Source organism: Phaeobacter sp. CC-HEC084 (genome assembly GCF_059429255.1).
In genome coordinates this window covers 1,608,526-1,626,707 of record NZ_JCAIJQ010000002.1, presented here as the reverse complement: position 1 = coordinate 1,626,707, position 18,182 = coordinate 1,608,526, and the positions used below count along the sequence as shown (strand labels likewise).

20 protein-coding genes are annotated in these 18,182 nt (G+C 61.9%); 12 read left to right on the top strand and 8 right to left on the bottom strand.

Going from position 1 to position 18,182, the window contains the following annotated elements; translation table 11 throughout:
* Nucleotides 1-122 precede the first annotated feature (122 nt).
* The 3 genes from purM to rnd all read left to right on the top strand — a co-directional run bounded on the left by purM (nucleotide 123) and on the right by rnd (nucleotide 3,003).
* Nucleotides 123-1,169, top strand: a complete 1,047-nt coding sequence (gene purM, locus AC5SSZ_RS08135) for a phosphoribosylformylglycinamidine cyclo-ligase (RefSeq protein ID WP_274827955.1) — start codon at nucleotides 123-125, stop codon at nucleotides 1,167-1,169.
* Entirely contained in the window at nucleotides 1,166-1,762 is a 597-nt protein-coding gene (gene purN, locus AC5SSZ_RS08130; protein ID WP_065273372.1) for a phosphoribosylglycinamide formyltransferase, read from the top strand. Before purM ends, purN begins: the two co-directional genes overlap by 4 nt.
* 83 nt (nucleotides 1,763-1,845) lie before the next feature.
* Entirely contained in the window at nucleotides 1,846-3,003 is a 1,158-nt protein-coding gene (rnd, locus tag AC5SSZ_RS08125) for a ribonuclease D (RefSeq protein WP_495438327.1), read from the top strand.
* 110 nt (nucleotides 3,004-3,113) lie between these two features.
* Here the strand turns inward: rnd and AC5SSZ_RS08120 are convergent, their stop codons facing one another.
* Nucleotides 3,114-3,623, bottom strand: coding sequence for a hypothetical protein (locus AC5SSZ_RS08120; protein ID WP_065273373.1), 510 nt, complete (start codon nucleotides 3,621-3,623; stop codon nucleotides 3,114-3,116).
* Between the two features lie 135 nt (nucleotides 3,624-3,758).
* On the opposite strand from AC5SSZ_RS08120, the gene AC5SSZ_RS08115 reads away from it, so the two are divergent.
* Entirely contained in the window at nucleotides 3,759-4,169 is a 411-nt protein-coding gene (locus AC5SSZ_RS08115; RefSeq protein WP_274827959.1) for a SufE family protein, read from the top strand.
* An 18-nt stretch (nucleotides 4,170-4,187) separates the two neighbouring features.
* Here AC5SSZ_RS08115 and AC5SSZ_RS08110 read toward each other — a convergent pair whose 3' ends face one another.
* On the bottom strand, nucleotides 4,188-4,901 hold the full coding sequence (locus tag AC5SSZ_RS08110) for a helix-turn-helix transcriptional regulator (protein ID WP_495437810.1): 714 nt from the start codon (nucleotides 4,899-4,901) through the stop codon (nucleotides 4,188-4,190).
* A gap of 96 nt (nucleotides 4,902-4,997) precedes the next feature.
* On the opposite strand from AC5SSZ_RS08110, the gene AC5SSZ_RS08105 reads away from it, so the two are divergent.
* Complete coding sequence (locus AC5SSZ_RS08105) at nucleotides 4,998-5,627, top strand: glutathione S-transferase family protein (protein ID WP_495437809.1); 630 nt, start codon at nucleotides 4,998-5,000, stop codon at nucleotides 5,625-5,627.
* Between the two features lie 30 nt (nucleotides 5,628-5,657).
* Here the strand turns inward: AC5SSZ_RS08105 and AC5SSZ_RS08100 are convergent, their stop codons facing one another.
* Nucleotides 5,658-6,383, bottom strand: coding sequence for a DUF1638 domain-containing protein (locus AC5SSZ_RS08100; protein WP_347509869.1), 726 nt, complete (start codon nucleotides 6,381-6,383; stop codon nucleotides 5,658-5,660).
* A gap of 1 nt (nucleotide 6,384) precedes the next feature.
* On the bottom strand, nucleotides 6,385-7,086 hold the full coding sequence (locus tag AC5SSZ_RS08095) for a corrinoid protein (protein ID WP_065273377.1): 702 nt from the start codon (nucleotides 7,084-7,086) through the stop codon (nucleotides 6,385-6,387).
* Nucleotides 7,087-7,307: 221 nt separating this feature from the next.
* Here AC5SSZ_RS08095 and AC5SSZ_RS08090 point away from each other — a divergent pair, with 221 nt between their 5' ends.
* Together AC5SSZ_RS08090 and AC5SSZ_RS08085 are read left to right on the top strand one after the other, a co-directional pair.
* Nucleotides 7,308-8,387, top strand: a complete 1,080-nt coding sequence (locus AC5SSZ_RS08090; RefSeq protein WP_495437808.1) for a PA0069 family radical SAM protein — start codon at nucleotides 7,308-7,310, stop codon at nucleotides 8,385-8,387.
* Nucleotides 8,388-8,430: 43 nt separating this feature from the next.
* Nucleotides 8,431-8,649, top strand: a complete 219-nt coding sequence (locus tag AC5SSZ_RS08085; protein ID WP_495437807.1) for a DUF6500 family protein — start codon at nucleotides 8,431-8,433, stop codon at nucleotides 8,647-8,649.
* 104 nt (nucleotides 8,650-8,753) lie between these two features.
* Here the strand turns inward: AC5SSZ_RS08085 and bmt are convergent, their stop codons facing one another.
* The 3 genes from bmt to AC5SSZ_RS08070 all read right to left on the bottom strand — a co-directional run bounded on the left by bmt (nucleotide 8,754) and on the right by AC5SSZ_RS08070 (nucleotide 12,274).
* Complete coding sequence (gene bmt, locus AC5SSZ_RS08080; RefSeq protein WP_065273380.1) at nucleotides 8,754-9,776, bottom strand: betaine--homocysteine S-methyltransferase; 1,023 nt, start codon at nucleotides 9,774-9,776, stop codon at nucleotides 8,754-8,756.
* A 70-nt stretch (nucleotides 9,777-9,846) separates the two neighbouring features.
* On the bottom strand, nucleotides 9,847-11,826 hold the full coding sequence (locus AC5SSZ_RS08075; protein ID WP_495437806.1) for a phosphatidylglycerol lysyltransferase domain-containing protein: 1,980 nt from the start codon (nucleotides 11,824-11,826) through the stop codon (nucleotides 9,847-9,849).
* A gap of 130 nt (nucleotides 11,827-11,956) precedes the next feature.
* Nucleotides 11,957-12,274 carry a DUF1476 domain-containing protein gene (locus AC5SSZ_RS08070; protein ID WP_274833887.1) on the bottom strand — a complete coding sequence of 106 codons (318 nt, stop codon included), beginning with the start codon at nucleotides 12,272-12,274 and terminating at the stop codon, nucleotides 11,957-11,959.
* A 210-nt stretch (nucleotides 12,275-12,484) separates the two neighbouring features.
* Here AC5SSZ_RS08070 and purC point away from each other — a divergent pair, with 210 nt between their 5' ends.
* Both purC and purS read left to right on the top strand, forming a co-directional pair.
* Nucleotides 12,485-13,246, top strand: a complete 762-nt coding sequence (gene purC / locus AC5SSZ_RS08065; protein ID WP_065273381.1) for a phosphoribosylaminoimidazolesuccinocarboxamide synthase — start codon at nucleotides 12,485-12,487, stop codon at nucleotides 13,244-13,246.
* A 115-nt stretch (nucleotides 13,247-13,361) separates the two neighbouring features.
* Nucleotides 13,362-13,592 (top strand): phosphoribosylformylglycinamidine synthase subunit PurS, encoded by a 231-nt coding sequence (gene purS, locus AC5SSZ_RS08060; protein ID WP_065273382.1) that lies wholly within the window; start codon nucleotides 13,362-13,364, stop codon nucleotides 13,590-13,592.
* Here the strand turns inward: purS and AC5SSZ_RS08055 are convergent.
* Nucleotides 13,571-13,762 (bottom strand): hypothetical protein, encoded by a 192-nt coding sequence (locus AC5SSZ_RS08055; protein WP_495437805.1) that lies wholly within the window; start codon nucleotides 13,760-13,762, stop codon nucleotides 13,571-13,573. The genes purS and AC5SSZ_RS08055 overlap by 22 nt on opposite strands.
* A gap of 32 nt (nucleotides 13,763-13,794) precedes the next feature.
* On the opposite strand from AC5SSZ_RS08055, the gene purQ reads away from it, so the two are divergent.
* The 3 genes from purQ to AC5SSZ_RS08040 are packed head-to-tail and all read left to right on the top strand — an operon-like array spanning nucleotide 13,795 to nucleotide 17,649.
* Nucleotides 13,795-14,463, top strand: a complete 669-nt coding sequence (gene purQ / locus AC5SSZ_RS08050) for a phosphoribosylformylglycinamidine synthase subunit PurQ (RefSeq protein ID WP_495437804.1) — start codon at nucleotides 13,795-13,797, stop codon at nucleotides 14,461-14,463.
* Between the two features lie 36 nt (nucleotides 14,464-14,499).
* Complete coding sequence (locus tag AC5SSZ_RS08045) at nucleotides 14,500-16,284, top strand: ATP-binding protein (RefSeq protein WP_065273385.1); 1,785 nt, start codon at nucleotides 14,500-14,502, stop codon at nucleotides 16,282-16,284.
* Between the two features lie 27 nt (nucleotides 16,285-16,311).
* A complete protein-coding gene (locus tag AC5SSZ_RS08040) occupies nucleotides 16,312-17,649 on the top strand; it encodes a sigma-54-dependent transcriptional regulator (RefSeq protein WP_065273386.1) in 1,338 nt (445 codons plus the stop codon).
* Nucleotides 17,650-18,182: the final 533 nt, after the last annotated feature.

Below are 18,182 nucleotides of genomic sequence, written 5' to 3'. Positions count from 1 at the left end.
GGCGTGAGAGACGCAGTTTGACAGGTTTGCCGTGCTGCCTCTTGCGGCGCGGCAGATTCCCTTGTTCCCTTCCGAAGCGCCTTGCGTTAAAGGCTGCGCAACGTTTCTAAAGGAGCCAAGCGATGACCAGCGGCAAGAACGGTTTGACCTATGCGGATGCAGGTGTGGACATTGATGCAGGAAATGCATTGGTGGACCGGATCAAGCCGGCCGCGAAACGCACCAATCGCTCTGGCGTGATGAGCGGTTTGGGCGGTTTTGGAGCGCTGTTTGATCTGAAAGCCGCCGGGTACAATGATCCGATCCTGGTTGGCGCCACCGATGGCGTGGGCACCAAGCTGCGCATTGCCATTGATACCGGTGTTGTGGATGGCGTCGGCATCGATCTGGTTGCCATGTGCGTCAATGATCTGGTCTGTCAGGGCGCCGAACCTTTGTTTTTCCTGGACTATTTCGCCACCGGCAAGCTGGAAACAGAAACCGCTGCCCGCATCATCGAAGGCATCGCCGAGGGCTGCGTGCGCTCTGGCTGCGCGCTGATCGGTGGTGAGACGGCAGAAATGCCGGGCATGTATCCCGAGGGCGACTTTGACCTTGCGGGTTTTGCCGTCGGCGCGATGGAGCGCGGCACCGCGCTGCCCGAAGGCGTGGAAGAGGGTGATGTCCTGTTGGGGCTGGCCTCGGACGGGGTGCATTCCAACGGCTATTCGCTGGTGCGCAAGCTGGTCGAGGTTTCCGGCCTCGGCTGGGATGCTGATTGTCCCTTTGCCGAAGGCACTCTGGGTGAGGCGCTGCTGACTCCGACCCGGCTTTACGTGAAACAATCGCTGGCGGCGGTACGGGCAGGGGGCGTGCATGCGCTGGCCCATATCACCGGCGGCGGTCTGACCGAGAACCTGCCGCGCGTGCTGCCCGAAGGGTTGGGCGCCGATATCGATCTGAACGCCTGGGAGCTGCCGCCGGTGTTTAAATGGATGGCGGAAACCGGCGGCATCGCCGAGGCTGAGATGCTGAAGACCTTCAACTGCGGTATTGGCATGATCCTGTCGGTCTCTGCCGATCGCGCAGATGCGCTGACTAAGGTTCTGGAAGGTGAAGGCGAGACCGTCAGCCGCCTTGGCTCCGTGACCCCGGGCGAGGGTATGCGTTACTCGGGCAAGCTGCTGTGAGCCACAAGAAGGTTGCCATTCTGATTTCGGGCGGCGGCTCCAATATGGTGTCGCTGCTGGAAAGCATGACCGGAGACCATCCGGCGCGCCCCTGTCTGGTGCTGTCCAACAATGCCGATGCGGGCGGGCTGAAGAAGGCCGCCGCTGCCGGTGTTGCGACCGCCGTGGTGGACCACCGCCCGTTCAAGGGCGACCGCGAGGCGTTTGAGGCGGAACTGGTCAAACCCATTCTGGAGGCCGGCGCTGATATCGTCTGCCTTGCCGGGTTCATGCGGGTTCTGACCGCTGGCTTCGTGTCGCAGTTTCAGGGCCGGATGCTGAATATTCACCCGTCGCTGCTGCCCAAATACAAGGGGCTGCACACCCACGCACGCGCGCTTGAGGCAGGTGACAAGGAACACGGCTGCACCGTGCACGAGGTCACGCCCGCGCTGGATGATGGCCCGGTTCTGGGGCAGGCGCGGGTTCCGATCCTACCGGGGGACACGCCCGAGGATCTGGCCCAGCGAGTTCTGGTCAAGGAACACCTGCTGTATCCGGCAGTGCTGCGTCGTTACGCAGCCGGGGACCGAACACCGGTTCTGATCGACTGATCTTTCCCGCGCCGTTTGCAATGCAGGAACCAAGGGCGTATCACCGGGTGATACGCATGAAATATAAAGAAAAGCCGCGACCGATGAAAACACTCACCACCACCGAAGAGTTGACTGCCTTCTGTCAGGAGGCTGCCAAGCATGATTATGTGACGGTGGATACCGAGTTCCTGCGCGAGCGAACCTATTATTCCAAGTTGTGCCTGATCCAGCTGGCGTTTTCCGGCGACGGTGAAAAGGACGCGGTGCTGGTCGATCCGCTGGCCGACGGTCTGTCTCTGGAGCCGCTTTACACGCTGTTCCGCGATGAAAGCGTGGTGAAGGTGTTCCATGCCGCGCGGCAGGATCTGGAGATTTTCTGGGTCGATGCGGGCGTTTTCCCAAAACCGCTGTTCGACACGCAGGTGGCCGCCATGGTCTGCGGATTTGGCGAACAGGTGGGCTATGAAACTCTGGTGCGCAAGATCGTGAAACAGGGGCTCGACAAGACCTCGCGGTTTACCGACTGGTCGCGCCGCCCACTGAGTGATGCGCAGAAAACCTATGCGTTGGCGGATGTGACCCACCTTCGCCGGATCTATGAATACCTCGCCGCTGAGCTGGACCGCAGCGGTCGCAGCCATTGGGTGGCCGAGGAACTGCAGGTTCTGACCGACCCAGCCACTTATGACATTCGCCCGCAAGAGGCCTGGCGCCGGATCAAGACCCGCACCACCTCGGGTAAATTCCTGGCCGTGGTGCGCGAACTGGCGGCCTTCCGCGAAGATTACGCACAGCGCAACAACGTGCCGCGCAACCGTGTGTTCAAGGACGACGCACTGGTCGAGCTGGCCTCGACCAAACCGCGCACCGGATCGGATCTGGGGGGCTCGCGCCTGCTGCTGCGCGAGGCCCGCAAGGGCGCCATCGCCGAAGGTATTTTGGAGGCAGTTGGCCGCGGTGTGAACTGCCCGCCGGAAAAACAGCCCAAGCCCGACCGCAGCCGTGAAAAACTGCAGGTCAATCCCGCGCTTGCGGACCTGTTGCGGGTACTGCTGAAGGCAAAGACCGAAAGTTCAGGCGTCGCAGCCAAGCTGATCGCGCCTAGCGCTGATCTGGATGCTATCGCCGCCGGGCAGCGCGATGTGGCGGCCCTGACGGGCTGGCGCCGCGAAGTCTTTGGCGCCGATGCGCTGCGTCTGTGTGACGGGGAAATCGCGCTGGCGGCGCAGGGGCAATCCGTGAAGGTTGTTTCCCTCTAAGCGGCACCCGTTCCTGCGAAAATCTCTCACATTGCCCTGACGAACCTTTGCTGGTCGTCAGGGTCCAAGCGGGTACAAAGGGCAGCAGCCTGTTCGCGTACGGCGCCAGATCAGCGACGGCGGCTTTCGCGGGCGTTGCCGGATCCGTTGACGCGGATCGTGCGAATGCCCGCCAGATCCTGCCTTCCGAGGCTGACCGCAGCGCGCAGGGTGCGGCTGAAGGCACTGCCCACGGCGGTGGCGTCTTCGGGATAGACCACCCGGAAATCATATTCGAGAACGGCAGGATCGTCATTCGGCACCGGGCGCATCTCGACATCAAAGGCGCCCAGCCGCGAGGCAACACCAGTGGCATAGACGATGGCGCCGGTGGGGGTCTTTTCAATGCGCAATTCACTGACCTCGGCGATCAGAACGCTGCGGTCCTCGGCCTCGGGTTTGTCAAGCAGGCCATTGCCGACCTTTTCGGGGATCAGCGGGTTCACATCGCCGTCTACCGGGGCCTCAGCCACACGGGAGCTGCCGAACCAGTTGCTCGGGTTGATGCGGGAGTCACGCCAACCGCCGCAGCCCGCCAGAACAATTGCACTGGCCAAGAGTAGTGAAAGGGGTTTGCGCATGATGTCCTGCCCGTTTGAGTTCTCCCTGATTGTGGTTACCCGATTGCTGCTGCGTTGAAAAGCGGTTGAAAAGACCGGGCCAGCCGCATAACTGCTGATCTGCTCGCACCGTAACCAACAGGGGATTGTCCTTTCATGGCCAGCGCCGCATTTGAAGAGATCGTCGAGGACTTCGAATTCCTGGAAGACTGGGAAGACCGCTATCGCCATGTCATCGATCAGGGCAAGGAAATGACCCCGCTGGACGATGCGCTGAAGGTCCCCGCAACCAAGGTCGAAGGCTGCGCCAGTCAGGTCTGGCTGCACCCGGTGATCGAAGACGGTCGGTTCCATTTTGACGGCGACAGCGACGCGATGATCGTGCGTGGTCTGATTTCGGTTCTGCGGTCGCTTTATAACGGGTTGACGCTGGCCGAGGTTCTGGCGGTGGATGCCAAGGCTGAACTGGGCCGCTTGGGGCTGAACGATCACCTTTCGGCGCAGCGCTCCAACGGTCTGCGCGCCATGATCGAGCGGATCCGCGAGACCGCCGCCGCCGCGTCCTGATCCGCCCCTGATCTGCGCCTATGAAAGGGACTCTGTCTGGGATGGTTCACAGCGCGCCTTTAGCTGTTCGATAAACTCCCTGAGCAGGGCAACCCGGCGCGGGCGAAAACTTTCGCCGGTTTGCTCATAGCCTTCGATGCGGGTGACGTGAAAGAAGCGGAAATCCCGCCGTTTGCAACACCAGGCGAGCAGCATCACATTGCGATCATTGTACGACAGGGCCAGAGGATAGATCCGCCGCTGCGTGCGCGCGTCCTGCAGATCGCGATAACCGATATCCAGCGCCTCCTCGGCCCACATCGCCTCGCGCAGAAGGGTCATGTCGATCGTCGGCTGCGGCGGCGCATTGAACCGGTGTACCAGATTGACCGCATGCATCGCCTGCCGCTGCTGGCGTTCGGGTAGGGTGGCCAGAATCTTGACCAATGCATCATTTGCCGCCTGTGCCAGATCCGCATCGCCCCGCTGGTTCACATCCGCCATCCCCAGCATCAGGGCCTCCAGTTCGATCTGGCTAAAGGTCTGCGGTGGCAGGGCAGGGTCCTCGGTCATCGTATAGCCCAGGCCTGCCTCGCCTTCGATCCGGGCCCCGGCGGCGCGCAGGCTGTCGATGTCGCGATAGATCGTGCGCTCGGATACCTCCATTGCAGCAGCAAGCCGCGCAGCCGTCACCGGCGGGCGCAGACCCCGGATCAGGTGCAGCAGTCGGAACAGTCGGTCGCTTTTGGCCATGGGGGAGATATACCCGGAAGCATCCTGACAGAAATTGGCAAGAGGGTAACGGCATAGCTGCGTCATCAGCAACCCATCAACACGAAGGTCATGGATATGCCCACTCTCTTTCATTCCCCTAACAGCCGCTCCTCTCGCGTGATTGCCCAGCTCATACTGATCGGCAAGCTGGAGGCTGTCGATGTCGTCATCGTAGATGTCGCACGCGGTGATGGCACCGGGCGTCACGACCCGCGCAATGTCCATCCCGAAGGCAAGGTGCCCTATCTGATCACCGATGACGGGCAAGAGGTCCGCGAAAGCGCCGCGATCATGATGTACCTGGATGAACTCTTCGGTCAGCCGCTAAGCCCGAAGAACGGCACGCCTATGCGTGGGAGCTTCCTAAGCTGGATGAGCTATTATGGCGGCGTCATGGAACCCGTCATCGTGTCCGCCTTCTCCGGCATTGACCATCCGGCGATCACCGGGAATTTTCGCGGGATGGCAGAGGTTTGCTCCGCACTGGAGGCGGGCTTGAAGGATCGGCCGTTCCTTTTGGGAGAGGACATTAGTATTGCAGACATCCTTCTGGCTTCACCCTTTCAATGGGCGCCCCATCTGATGCCGGACAGTCCTGCGATCAAGGCCTGGGTAAAACGGGTTGGCGATGCCTTGGATGGTTCGGCGCTGGCAGCCTACGAGGCTAAGGCGGTGGCGGAACTCGGTGCGTTGCAAAGCGCCTGAGCGAGAGGGACCAAATTGGGGGCGCGTAGGTCAGTCCTGCGTGTCCCTAGCGCCCCAGCGCCGGATCGCGGTTTCCAGATCGCCATAGCCCGTGTGGCGGTGCTCGAATTCCAGCCCCATGCGATCTGCGCAGGCGCGGGCCTTGTCCACCAGCGCGGGATCGCTGATCTGGGACTGATAGACCAGCTTGGTATAATTGCCGAACACCATGTCGCGCAGCTCGGGGTGCTTATCCAGACCCATGGGACGCCAGACAAAAGCATCGAACTGTTTGACCAGAAAATCGGTGAGGTAAAAGGCGGTGATTTCGCCCTCGTCAGCCTTTTGAGCAAAGGCTTCGTTTCCCTCGAAAAAGGCATAGCAATGCGGGCCGGGCACCAGTTCCACGCCCAGTTCCGCGCAGCGCTTTTCGAGCGTACCGCCAGTGCCGCAATCGGCATAGACCACATAGATCTGGTCGTAGACCTGCTGGTGTTTCAGCACCGCCTCCTCGACGGCTTCGGTGATCTTGTCGGGATAGATATGCAGTTTCGCGGGCAGGCAGGTCAGATCCATGTGATCCAGACCGTTCTTTTCCTTGATATCAAGGATTTCCCGGGCCAGGGCGCCACATCCGATCAGCAGGATGCGCCCGGTCTTTTTCTCCGGTGCAGCCAGCCCCTGTTCCGCGAGGGAGGCGGTATCGAGACTGCGCCCGGTTGGGGGGCGGAAGGCAGCCCGCTCATTCAGGCGGGCTGCGCGTCCTTTGCGTGCCAAATCAGGCGCTCATCTGGTTGTGCTTGCGCGCGACGAAGTCCTTGGCGGTTTCCACCGCAACAGCCGCATCGCGGCAATAGGCGTCTGCGCCGATGGCCTTGCCGAACTCTTCGTTCAGCGGGGCGCCGCCAACCAGAACGATGTAATCGTCCCGCTTGCCCTGTTCGACCATCGTGTCGATGACCACTTTCATATAGGGCATGGTGGTGGTCAGCAGAGCCGACATGCCGAGGATGTCGGGCTGGTGCTCTTCCAGAGCTTCCAGGTAGTTTTCAACCGGGTTGTTGATGCCCAGATCCACCACTTCAAAGCCTGCGCCTTCCATCATCATCGACACAAGGTTCTTGCCGATGTCGTGGATGTCGCCCTTTACCGTTCCGATCACCATCGACCCCATGCGCGGCGCGCCGGTTTCTGCCAGCAGCGGCTTCAGGATGGACATGCCGCCCTTCATCGCGTTTGCGGCCAGCAGCACTTCGGGCACGAACAGGATGCCATCGCGGAAGTCGGCGCCGACGATGGTCATGCCGCCGACCAGCGCTTCGGTCAGGATCTTGTAGGGCGCCCAGCCGCGTTCCAGAAGGATATTCACACCTTCTTCGATCTCTTCTTTCATTCCATCGTAGAGGTCGTCGAACATCTGCTGAACGAGTTCCTCGTCATCCAGTTCCGCCAGGATGATTTCGTCTTCTTCTTCCGACATGGGCTTGTTCCTTGACTGGCGGGGTATCCCCGGCTTGGCCTTATTCACCGACTAATGGGCCAGAATGACGCAGCGAAACTGCATTATTTGCGACACTGCCTTTATCCGAACCGACCTATAGGCGGAAAAGATGCCGAATGATAATGAAGATTTCGCAAGGAAATCTTCGCGTTTGCTTGTTTGTTCTTTATTTGTTCTTATCGCTCTGTCATCCTTGGCGCATGAGTATCGAAAGCGACCAACCCCACATGCGCCGCAAAGGGCGCGCCAGTGTCAGCAATGCGACAGGCCGGTTCGATCTGCCGAGAATCGCGGTCGATGACGGCTGGGAGCAAGAGGCACCGCCGGAGGTGATTCCCACCGAAATCCGGCAGGAAACGGCGAAATCCATCATCAGCTACAACCGCTCGCCGGATCTTCCCTTCGATCGCTCTATCAATCCGTATCGGGGCTGCGAACATGGCTGTATCTATTGTTTTGCGCGGCCCACGCATGCCTATCTGGGCCTGTCACCGGGGCTGGATTTCGAAACCCAGCTGATCGCGCGGCCCAATGCCGCCGAGCTGCTGCGCAAAGAGCTCTGCGCGAAGCGATACAAGGTGGCGCCGATCGCCATCGGCACCAACACCGATCCCTACCAACCCTGTGAGCGGGATCTGGAGATCACCCGCAGCTGCCTGAAGGTGCTGCGGGATTTCCGGCACCCCGTGGCCATCGTCACCAAGGGAGCGCTGGTCGAGCGGGATATCGACATTCTGTCAGAAATGGCCGCGCTTGGGCTGGTACGGGTTGGCATTTCGGTCACGACGCTGGATCCGGACCTATCCCGCCGGATGGAGCCACGGGCGCCATCACCGGCCCGGCGGCTGGCCACGATCCGCCGCCTGTCGGAGGCGGGGATCCCGGTGCGGGTCATGACGTCGCCCATCGTGCCGGGATTAACCGATCACGAGATCGAGGCGCTGCTTGCTGCCGGGGCCGAGGCGGGCGCCGATGCTGCCAGCTGGATCATGCTGCGCCTGCCGCGCGAAGTGTCCGAACTCTGGCAGGAGTGGCTGTCCTTGCACGCGCCGGGCCGGGCGGCCAAGGTTATGGCCCGCCTGCGGGAGATGCATGGCGGGCGGGAATATGATCCGCGCTGGGGTGAGCGGATGCGGGGCACTGGTGAATATGCTGGAATGATCGGGCGCCGGTTTCGCGCCGCCTGCAAGCGTCTGGGCCTGACCGAGAGGTCTGAACCGCAGCGCTGCGATCTCTTTGCGCGCCCGGAGCAGGCCGGGGATCAGCTGGCGCTGTTTTGACCGGGCCGGTCTGGGCACTGGAATTTGGGAATGGGAGTGAGCTATGCGCGCCGTGCTGCGTCAGAAGATCCTGACGGTCTGCGACCGTAAAATTGCTCAGAAGGGGGCCGGTGTCGGCCTGTCCTTTTATGCCTTTTTCGCCAATCGCAATGATGATCCCGCTCTGCTGATGGAGGCGGCTACCTGGTGGATCGAGACGCACCAGCTGGATCATTTCGAAGAGGCAGTGAAGGTTCGAGCCATGGTGGCGGATGGGCTTTAGGCGCTTGCGGGGCACGGAACCCGCTGAACAGGGTTGCAGTCGGTGAAACGAAAAACGGCAGCCCGGGATTGGACTGCCGTTTCATAGAATAAGGAGAGGGAAGCTTAGCCGCGGCGGCGACCCCGGCGGGTGCGGCGCTCACCGGCAGCAGCGGCATCTTCACCGGTGCCATCGCTGGCCGAGGAGAAGGGGCCAAGCACTTCGACGATCTGCTCCAGTGTGGGGCGGTCACCGCGCGGGCGGCTGTCCAGCGCGGCGCGCATGTGGCGCAGATGCTCGGGCATGGTGCCACAGCAGCCGCCGATGATCTTGGCGCCGCAATCGCGCGCCATCACCGCGTATTCGCCCATCAGTTCGGGCGTGCCGTCATAATGGATGTGGCCATCGACGTATTTCGGAATGCCGGCGTTGCCTTTGGAGATGATCGGCCGCTCGGTGCCCTGCGCCGAAAAGCCGAGCACGGTGCGCAGGATGTCTGAGGCGCCGGTGCCGCAATTGGCGCCAAAGGCGAGCGGCGGATTGTCGAATTCCTCGACCAGCTGCGCCAGCGCTTCGGAGGTGACGCCCATCATGGTACGCCCGGCGGTGTCAAAGCTCATGGTGCCGCACCAGGGCATATCCGCGAGTTTGAACGCCTCGGCCGCGGCGCGGAATTCTTCAGGGGCGGAAATGGTTTCCAGCCAGAGCACGTCGACGCCGCCTTCTTTCAGGGCTTCGGCCTGTTCGTGGAACATTTCCACCGCCAGCGCGTGCGACAGTTCCCCGACCGGCTGCATGATTTCACCGGTGGGGCCGACCGAGCCCGCGACGGCGATCTTGCGCCCGGCCTTGTCGGCGACCTCGCGACCCAGTTCCGCAGCGGCGCGGTTCAGCTCGCGCACGCGGCCCTGGGCGTCGTGCAGTTTCAGGCGGGCAGCCGTGCCGCCAAAGCTGTTGGTCAGGAACAGATCACTGCCCGCATCGACCGAACCCTGATAAAGCGCCATGATCTTTTTCGGCTCGTCGGTGTTCCACAACTCGGGCGCATCGCCCGATTGCAGGCCCATGTTGAACAGGTTGGTGCCGGTGGCGCCGTCGGCCAGCAGCACGTCTTTGTCTTGCAGGAGCTGAATAAAGGTGTTGGTCATCGCTGATCGGTCCCGTCAAAGGGTTGGCACTGGGGCGCACTGGCGGGCCAGTGCGGAGTGGCCCCTCCTGTCACGGCGCGGCGCGCAGGGCAATTTCATTTTGCTCAAGTTCATTATGAGCCGGATAGCGGTCGAGGAGATCATTCTCTGCGTCCGAAGTCTGGCCTGCGTCATCGCTACTGGTCTGCAGGACTGGCTGCACGGGACCCGGGCGGTGCACAAGACGCAAAAGCTCAATCAGGGAGACAGCCATCTGCGGCCAGCTGGGCGACGCCAGATAGCGTGGCTCCCAGCGCGGCGCGAAACAGGATTTGAACCGGCGCAGTCCCGGATCGGTATGCTTGGCCCAGCGGTGGTCGGGCACTGCCGCCAGCGACAGGCGCGGCACGTTTTCCAGCGCGGCGGCAGCAATCGCGGTGCGCACCAGCGCGTGGCCTGTGCCATCCGGCGCGTCAGGCACGATGCGGATCAGGTCCAGGCACCACTCTCCGGGCGTGGCGTGCAGGCTGACAAATCCCTCAAGCCGCCCGTCCTTCCAGGCAAGGAACACGCGCTGCTCGGCCAGATATCCCGGTTCGAACCGGCCCATGGTGGTGCCGTGGGCGTGTCCGTGCGTGGACTGCCAGGCGGCGTCGATGGCGCCCATCTGGTCGATCGGCAGAGAGGCGGGGGCCTGCATGACCTTGAGGCCCGCCTTTTCCGCATGGCGGAGCTTGCGGCGCAGCTGCCGGTGGGAGGAGCCGCTATCGCTGAAGGTGGTGGGCCGGACCACGGCCTCTTGCGCGATGCGCAGGATCCTCCATCCGGCCTTGCGGGCCAGCGTCCCAGTGCGGGCGCCGCATTTGTAGAAACAGGCAGAGCCATTCCGCTGCCGGGCATAGGCGGCAAGCGGGGCAAAGACTTCGGGCGTTTGGCCCGACAGGGGATCAAAGAAAGCTACCGTGCATTGCGGGCTGTCAAGCACGGCAAGCTGATTGAGGCCCAGGGCCTGCACGTGGCCTCCGTTCTGCCGGATGATTGCCGTTTCGGCGCAGGCACGGCTTGCGGGCAGATCTGCGGGAGGGGTGCGACGGGCGCCCAACAGGTCAGCATCGGTCGGGGCGCTGGATTTCGCGCGGCCCATACCCGGCAGAAACAGCATGCCACAGGCCAGCGCAGCAGGCAGCACGTAGTAAACAAGACGAAAGGCGACGAGGGCGCCGAGGAGGGCGCCCGTATCCGCGCTTGGCAGCAGGGCGCAGACCGTCAGCTCCAGTGGACCGGCGCCACCGGGGGCGGAGGACAGGAGCGCAGCGCCAAGGGCGATCAGATAGACAGGCACCAACATTGACCAGGCAATCTGGACCGTATCCGGCAGCAGCATCCAAAGAGCAGTTCCCGCCGCCACCACATCGATCAGGGTCCAGCCCATCATCGCCGTCAGGGCAATCAGTGAAGGCCAGCGCAGTCTGAGCTTTCCGATCCTCAGGGCCGGAAACCAGAAGCTGGCCGCAACCGCACAGATGAAACCGGCCAGCAACAGCCCGCCAATCCAGCCAAACCCCTGTATTGGCGGGAAGAGCACGAGGGCAACCCCGGCGATAGCGGCCAGCGTGGCCATGAAGGTGAACCCGACAAGGGCAGTGATCTTGGCGGCCTGCAGCGCGGTAAGACCCGGCAGCAGGCGCCAGCGGGCATAGGTGCCGGTGATGAGCCCAAAGCCAGCTGTCTGTGAGAACGCGATGGCGGCCATTCCGGCGCGGCGGGCCGCGGCGCCATCAAGGCCGGTTTGCAGATGGCGGTGTGCCACGGAGTCATAGCGCCCCAAAGCCCAGAAACTGATTGCAGTGGCGATAGAGGCCCCCAGCCAGCCCCATGCGGGCAAGGCGGCTAGTGTGTGACCAAGTTCGGCAAGGGAGGGAAGGCCAAGTTTTGCCTCGAAGGCCCAGAGACACAGGACCGTCATGGCCACAGGCGCGGCCCACCGGAAACCGGCGCCAAAACCGTCCTTCAGGCTCGTCCAGCGGCGGCCGCGGCCTGCACCGGAAAGAGGGAGAGTGTGGATTGTCATCAGCATCCCTGCGTAATCGCCGCACCAGCGGTTCGCGCAGGAGAATACCAAAGAAGGCGTTCTTCTTCAGTTAATATCGATGATTTCAGTTAATGCCCCTCCCGACCAAGCTGGGCGGGAGATGCATGCCTCAGCTGATTTCGGACAGAATCTGTTCCTTGGCAAGGGCCAGCGTGTCGGTCATCTTCTCGCGGATGTCATCGGCGCTCACCCGGCCGGTCAGATCCTCCGCCAGCTTGCGGATAACGTCCTCGTGCCCGGGTTCCTGAAAATCGGCGGTAACCACCGTTTTGGCATAGGCCTCGGCTGCATCGCCGGACTTTCCCAGCATTTCGGCCGCCCAGAGACCGAGCAGCTTGTTGCAGCGGGCCTGCGCTTTGAACTGCATTTCCTCATCATGGGCAAATTTGGCCTCGAAAGCCTGCTCGCGACTGTCAAAAGTACTCATCATTTCCTCCTGTTCCGCACTATGGCATGAAATGACTATGCGCCTGCCCCGGGCGCACTGCAATAGCGCCAAGAGCGGCCTGCGGAACCAAATATCCCTTCACAGCAAGCCTGTGACCGCGCGCCGCGCTTGCGGCGCAATGTCGCTTGCACTAAGAGAGCGGCAAGAAACCGGGACGGATTCCCGCCCCTGACCCCCGAAAGGTTCCTCATGGCACGTCGCAAGAAGATCTACGAAGGCAAAGCCAAGACATTGTATGAAGGTCCCGAGCCCGGAACCATCGTGCAGTACTTCAAGGACGATGCCACCGCGTTCAACGCCGAAAAGCGGGACGTGATCGAGGGCAAGGGGGTTCTGAACAACCTCTTGAGCGAATTCTTCATGCAGGGGCTAGGCCAGATCGGCGTGCCGACGCATTTTCTGAAGCGGCTCAATATGCGCGAACAGCTGGTGCGCAGCTGCGAGATTATCCCGCTTGAGGTGATCGTGCGCAATTACGCGGCCGGCAGCATGTCCAAACGTCTGGGTATCGACGAGGGCACGCAATTGCCACGCCCCATCGTCGAGTATTGCTACAAGGACGACGCGCTGGGTGACCCGCTGGTTACAGAGGAACATATCGCCGCGTTCGGCTGGGCCAGCCAGCAGGACATGGACGATATCCTGAGCCTGGCGTTGCGGGTCAACGATTTCCTGTCCGGCGTGATGCTGGCTGTGGGCATTCGCCTCGTCGACTTCAAGATCGAGATCGGTCGGGTCTACGATGGTGATTTCCAGCGTCTGGTTGTCGCTGATGAGATCAGCCCGGACAGCTGCCGCCTGTGGGACATCGAAACCGGCCAGAAGCTGGACAAGGACGTGTTCCGCCGCGATCTGGGCAGCCTGACCGACGCCTATACCGAAGTGGCACGCCGTCTGGGCGTGATGCCGAACAACCCGCCCGCAGCGGGAAAGCCGACTCTGGTCAACTGACCGACCCGTCCCGCCTATCCGGGGCTGTGGTCCCGTGAAGATGGCAGGCAGGGCATAGATCTGACAACAACAAGCCCGTGGCGGGCTTTGTGACCGAAAGCTGAGGAAAGACGCGATGAAGGCACGGGTGCATGTGATGCTGAAGAACGGAGTTCTGGATCCCCAGGGCGAGGCGGTCCGCCACGCGCTTGGCGCCATGGGCTTTGACAAGGTCGAAGGCGTCCGTCAGGGCAAGGTCATCGATCTGGAACTGAGCGACGACGCCACCGAGGCGGATGTACGGGACATGTGCGAGAAGCTCCTCGCCAATACCGTGATCGAATCCTACGAGATCGAGCTGGCCTGACCGATGCGGGCGGCGCGGCTTATCGGCTTTCGCCAGCCGCTGGAGCTGGTAACCCTGCCGGATCCGTCGCCCGCGTCGCGCAAAGTGCTGACCCGCGCCATCTCTCTTTTAAAGGCCAGCGCGATCTGGCCGCGTTTGACCGCCCGGCGCCTTCGGGTTGGGGCGGTCATTACCGATTTCGCAAGCTAGGAAGGAACCCCTGATGCGTGCTGCCGTTGTCGTTTTCCCCGGATCCAACTGCGACAGGGATCTTGCCGTGGCCTTTGAACAGGCCGGATTTGATGTCTCCATGGTCTGGCACAAGGACAGCAAGCTGCCCGAAGGCATCGACATTGTCGGCGTGCCCGGCGGGTTCTCCTACGGCGATTACCTGCGCTGCGGCGCTATCGCGGCGCAATCGCCGATCTGCCAGGCGGTTGTGGAGCACGCTAACCGGGGCGGTTACGCGCTTGGTGTCTGCAACGGGTTCCAGATCCTGACCGAGACCGGCATCCTGCCCGGCGCCCTTCTGCGCAACGCGGGGCTGAAATACATCTGCCGCACGGTGGACCTGAAGGTCGAGACCAGCAACAGTGTCTTTACTGAAGGCTATTCGGCAGGGGACGTCATCGGCATCCCGATCGCCCACCACGATGGCAACTACTATGCAGACGCCGACACTGTCGCGGCGCTGAAGGATCAGGACCGGGTGGCCTTCTCCTATGTCGACAATCCCAACGGATCGGTTGCTGATATTGCCGGGATCCTGTCCGAGAACCGCCGGGTTCTGGGAATGATGCCGCACCCCGAACGCGCGGCGGACGAAGGTCATGGCGGCACCGACGGGACGGCAGTCTTCCGCGCATTGACCGGGATCGTTGCTACAGCGTGACTTGAGACAGGCGGGCAGCCGCAATAGGTTAAGCCTATGAGCACCCCGCCTGATCGCACAGAACTCCCCGTGGCCAAATCCGGGTCCGCCGCAAGATCGCGCACGATCTCCTGGCGGGCGCGGCTGGCCTTGGTCCTGTTCATGGCGGTGGCGGCAACGACGGTCTGGGTGACCAACCGAATGCTGACGCACCGGTTCACCGAAAGTACCCGCAACCGGGCCGAACTGCGCCTTGCGCTTTATTCCGGAAACCTGGTCAGTGAGCTGCGCCGCCATGCCATCGTGCCGCAGCTCTTGGCGCGTGACCAGGCGCTGATATCAGCGCTGCAAAGTCAGGATTTTTCGCTATCCACCCACCGACTGATTTCTTTTGTTGAAGAAATCGGCGCTGCCTCAATCATGTTGCTGGCCAGCGACGGGCGTACCGTGGCGGCGACCAATCGCAACCGCCTGGGCGAAACCCACCGTAACGCGCCCTATTTCGTCGATGCGGTTCGGGCCAAATCTACCGTGTTTTCCGTCATTGAACGCGAGGTAGGCGGCTATCGTTTTACCTATTCGCGGCGCATTGTTGACACCACCGGGACGCTCGGCGTGATCGTGATCGAGGTCGATCTACAGAAATTCGAACGGGCCTGGGCGGGGATTTCAGACGCGGTGATGGTCAGCGATAGCACCGGCCGTATCGTTCTGGCGACCGAAGCGCGCTGGCGCGGCAAGGAAGAGCGCGACGCACTGCGCCTGCAAACACCGGAGGGCGCCATTCAGCGCGCAATCCGGGCAACCGCGGATTGGACCGTCCTGCCGGCTGATGCCTACCTGCAGGGCGAGGCGGTGATGCGGCTGGAAACGCGGGTGCCGTTCCAGGGCTGGCGGCTAACCTCCTTCACCACCTATGCCTCGATCCGCGAGCGGGTGAACGCGGTTCTGGCGCTTGAAATCATGGGATTCGCGATTCTGCTGGCACTGGCCTTCTATGCGCTCAGCCGCAAGACGGCGCTGCGCATGGCGCTGTTCCAGCGCGAGTCGGCGGAGCTTCGCGTATTGAACGCACGGCTGCAGCGGGAAATCGCCGAACGGGAACGGGTGCAGGAAACCCTTGCCGTGGCCGAACAAAGCCTGGCGCAAAGCTCGAAACTCGCGGCGCTGGGGGAGATGTCAGCGGCGGTTAGTCACGAGCTCAATCAGCCGCTGGCGGCGATGAAAACCTATCTGGCCGGGGCGCGGCTGCTGCTCAACCGCAACCGCCCCGAAGAGGCACTTGCCTCCTTTGGGCGTATTGATGATCTGATTGAGCGCATGGGCGCCATTACCCGGCAGCTGAAATCTTACGCCCGCAAGGCAGGCGATGCCTTTGCGCCTGTAAACATGGGCGATGCGCTGGCGTCGTCCCTGTCGATGATGGAACCGCAGCTGCGTCAGCGTCAGGTCAAGATCACCCGAATGCTGCCCGATCAGCCGGTTTACGTTATGGGCGACCGGTTGCGGCTGGAGCAGGTGATGGTCAACCTCTTGCGCAATGCACTGGATGCCACCAAATCTGTAGAGGACCCCGAGGTGGAGATCCTGCTGGCCGCAGGCGAGACAGCAACCCTGTCGGTGCGCGACAATGGCAACGGGATCAAGGATTTCGACAATCTGTTCGAACCCTTCTACACCACCAAACAGCCCGGCGATGGGGTCGGACTGGGGCTTGCCATCTCCTCGGGGATCGTGAACGACCTCGGGGGGCGGCTGATTGCCCGCAACGGGCAAAACGGCGGCGCCGTGTTTGAAATACAGTTGCCGATCCTTGTGGACGGTATCGAAGCCGCTGAATAAGCGGCGTTAAAGATGGAGAGGCCGCGCATGGCACAGGCTATGAAAATCGCGATCGTTGATGATGAACAGGATATGCGCCAGTCGATCAGCCAGTGGCTGGCCCTGTCGGGCTATGACACTGAAACCTTTGCCAGCGCCGAGGACGCGCTGAAGGTTCTGGGCTCGGATTACCCGGGGATCGTGATCTCCGACATCAAGATGCCTGGCATGGACGGGATGCAGTTCCTGAAGAAACTGATGGGCAGCGATAGCGCCCTTCCGGTGATCATGATCACGGGTCATGGCGATGTGCCGATGGCGGTTGAGGCGATGCGCGTCGGGGCCTTCGATTTCCTCGAAAAACCCTTCAATCCGGACCGGATGTCGGAACTGGCAAAGCGGGCCACCAACTCCCGCCGCCTGACGCTCGATAACCGGGCGCTGCGCCGCGAATTGTCCGATGGCGGCCAGATCATGAAGAAACTGATCGGGATGAGCCCGGTGATGGAGCGCCTGCGCGAGGATATTCTGGATCTGGGCCAAGCCGACGGGCACGTGCTGATCGATGGCGAAACCGGCACCGGCAAGACGCTGGTGGCCCACGCCCTGCATGCCGTCGGCAGCCGGGCGGGCAAGAAATTCGTTCTGGTTTCCTGCGCGGCGCTGGAGGAAGAGGCCCTATCGAAGCGTCTGTTTGGTCCGATGCAACCCGAGGACAGCCTGCTGCCCGCCATTGAAGAGGCCCGCGGCGGCACATTGGTGTTAGAGGACGTGGAGGCGCTGAGCGAGGCGCTGCAGGCCAAACTCCTGAGCGTGATCAACGAACAGGGTATGCCGGGCGAAACCCGTATCATCGCCATCTCGAACCTACAGGAGGCGGGCAAGACCTGCGAGGACGCGCTGCGCCCGGATCTGTTCTACCGCCTTGCGGCATTGCGGATCACCGTGCCGCCCCTGCGCCAGCGCGGCGAGGATATCCTGACTCTGTTCACCCGCTTCAGCGAGCAATTCTCTGAAGAATACGGCTGCGAGGCACCGCAGGTCACCGCGCAGGAGGCAGCACAGCTGTTGCAGGCCCCCTGGCCGGGCAACGTGCGCCAGCTGATCAATGTGGCCGAACGAGCGGTTCTGCAATCCCGACGTGGATCGGGGACCATCGCATCGCTGCTGATGTCCGATCACGAGGAAATGCAGCCTGTGATGACCACCGAAGGTAAGCCCCTGAAGGAATACGTCGAAGCCTTTGAACGTATGTTGATCGACAACACCATGCGCCGCCACAAGGGCTCCATCGCCTCGGTGATGGAGGAGCTGTGCCTGCCGCGCCGGACTCTGAATGAGAAGATGGCCAAATACGGATTGCAGCGCTCAGAATACCTGAGCTGACAGCTGCAGGCTTGGACTGCAACCTGGCTGAGGCAGGTTTTGGCTTTGATCGACATTGATGCGGCGCCGGGATGCACCGGCGCCGTTTTCCATTCAGGTCGCTTTTTGCGGAAAAACACCGCAGTTTTCGGGGATTTGTTAACCAATACCGTCTAAGGAAGAATAGTTTACACTTTCAGCAATACCCGTGCCGAATGGCCATTGTCATTTCCCGGTTTCAGGCCTTATGCTGAAAATACAGGAAAAGGATGCCTCTTTCGCATCCAGCCTTATGAGATTCGCTGTCTCATGCTTTTGTCCGGAAAGAACCGAGAAAGCTGAGGCAGACCGATTTGCCCCTTGTGAAGGGGCAGCCTAGCACCTCTTCCGGTACGACCGGGAAGGAATAACATGGCAGGGTTCGGGATATCCCACCTGTCGGAGAAGAACCGCGATGACGCGCGCGAGAGCGAAGAGCATACAGGACAAAGGGCCGGACGCATGTTTCGGGACCCTGACCTGCGGCGCGCAGTCTGAAATCGCCCTGACAAGAC

Bases quoted from the DNA above. Each gene is read 5' to 3' on its own strand.
- purM (WP_274827955.1), top strand. From the start codon at position 123: ATGACCAGCGGCAAGAACGGTTTGACCTATGCGGATGCAGGTGTGGAC.
- rnd (WP_495438327.1), top strand. From the start codon at position 1,846: ATGAAAACACTCACCACCACCGAAGAGTTGACTGCCTTCTGTCAGGAG.
- AC5SSZ_RS08120 (WP_065273373.1), bottom strand. From the start codon at position 3,623: ATGCGCAAACCCCTTTCACTACTCTTGGCCAGTGCAATTGTTCTGGCG.
- AC5SSZ_RS08115 (WP_274827959.1), top strand. From the start codon at position 3,759: ATGGCCAGCGCCGCATTTGAAGAGATCGTCGAGGACTTCGAATTCCTG.
- AC5SSZ_RS08110 (WP_495437810.1), bottom strand. From the start codon at position 4,901: ATGGCCAAAAGCGACCGACTGTTCCGACTGCTGCACCTGATCCGGGGT.
- AC5SSZ_RS08105 (WP_495437809.1), top strand. From the start codon at position 4,998: ATGCCCACTCTCTTTCATTCCCCTAACAGCCGCTCCTCTCGCGTGATT.
- AC5SSZ_RS08095 (WP_065273377.1), bottom strand. From the start codon at position 7,086: ATGTCGGAAGAAGAAGACGAAATCATCCTGGCGGAACTGGATGACGAG.
- AC5SSZ_RS08090 (WP_495437808.1), top strand. From the start codon at position 7,308: ATGAGTATCGAAAGCGACCAACCCCACATGCGCCGCAAAGGGCGCGCC.
- AC5SSZ_RS08085 (WP_495437807.1), top strand. From the start codon at position 8,431: ATGCGCGCCGTGCTGCGTCAGAAGATCCTGACGGTCTGCGACCGTAAA.
- bmt (WP_065273380.1), bottom strand. From the start codon at position 9,776: ATGACCAACACCTTTATTCAGCTCCTGCAAGACAAAGACGTGCTGCTG.
- AC5SSZ_RS08075 (WP_495437806.1), bottom strand. From the start codon at position 11,826: ATGACAATCCACACTCTCCCTCTTTCCGGTGCAGGCCGCGGCCGCCGC.
- AC5SSZ_RS08070 (WP_274833887.1), bottom strand. From the start codon at position 12,274: ATGAGTACTTTTGACAGTCGCGAGCAGGCTTTCGAGGCCAAATTTGCC.
- purC (WP_065273381.1), top strand. From the start codon at position 12,485: ATGGCACGTCGCAAGAAGATCTACGAAGGCAAAGCCAAGACATTGTAT.
- purS (WP_065273382.1), top strand. From the start codon at position 13,362: ATGAAGGCACGGGTGCATGTGATGCTGAAGAACGGAGTTCTGGATCCC.
- AC5SSZ_RS08055 (WP_495437805.1), bottom strand. From the start codon at position 13,762: ATGACCGCCCCAACCCGAAGGCGCCGGGCGGTCAAACGCGGCCAGATC.
- purQ (WP_495437804.1), top strand. From the start codon at position 13,795: ATGCGTGCTGCCGTTGTCGTTTTCCCCGGATCCAACTGCGACAGGGAT.
- AC5SSZ_RS08045 (WP_065273385.1), top strand. From the start codon at position 14,500: ATGAGCACCCCGCCTGATCGCACAGAACTCCCCGTGGCCAAATCCGGG.
- AC5SSZ_RS08040 (WP_065273386.1), top strand. From the start codon at position 16,312: ATGGCACAGGCTATGAAAATCGCGATCGTTGATGATGAACAGGATATG.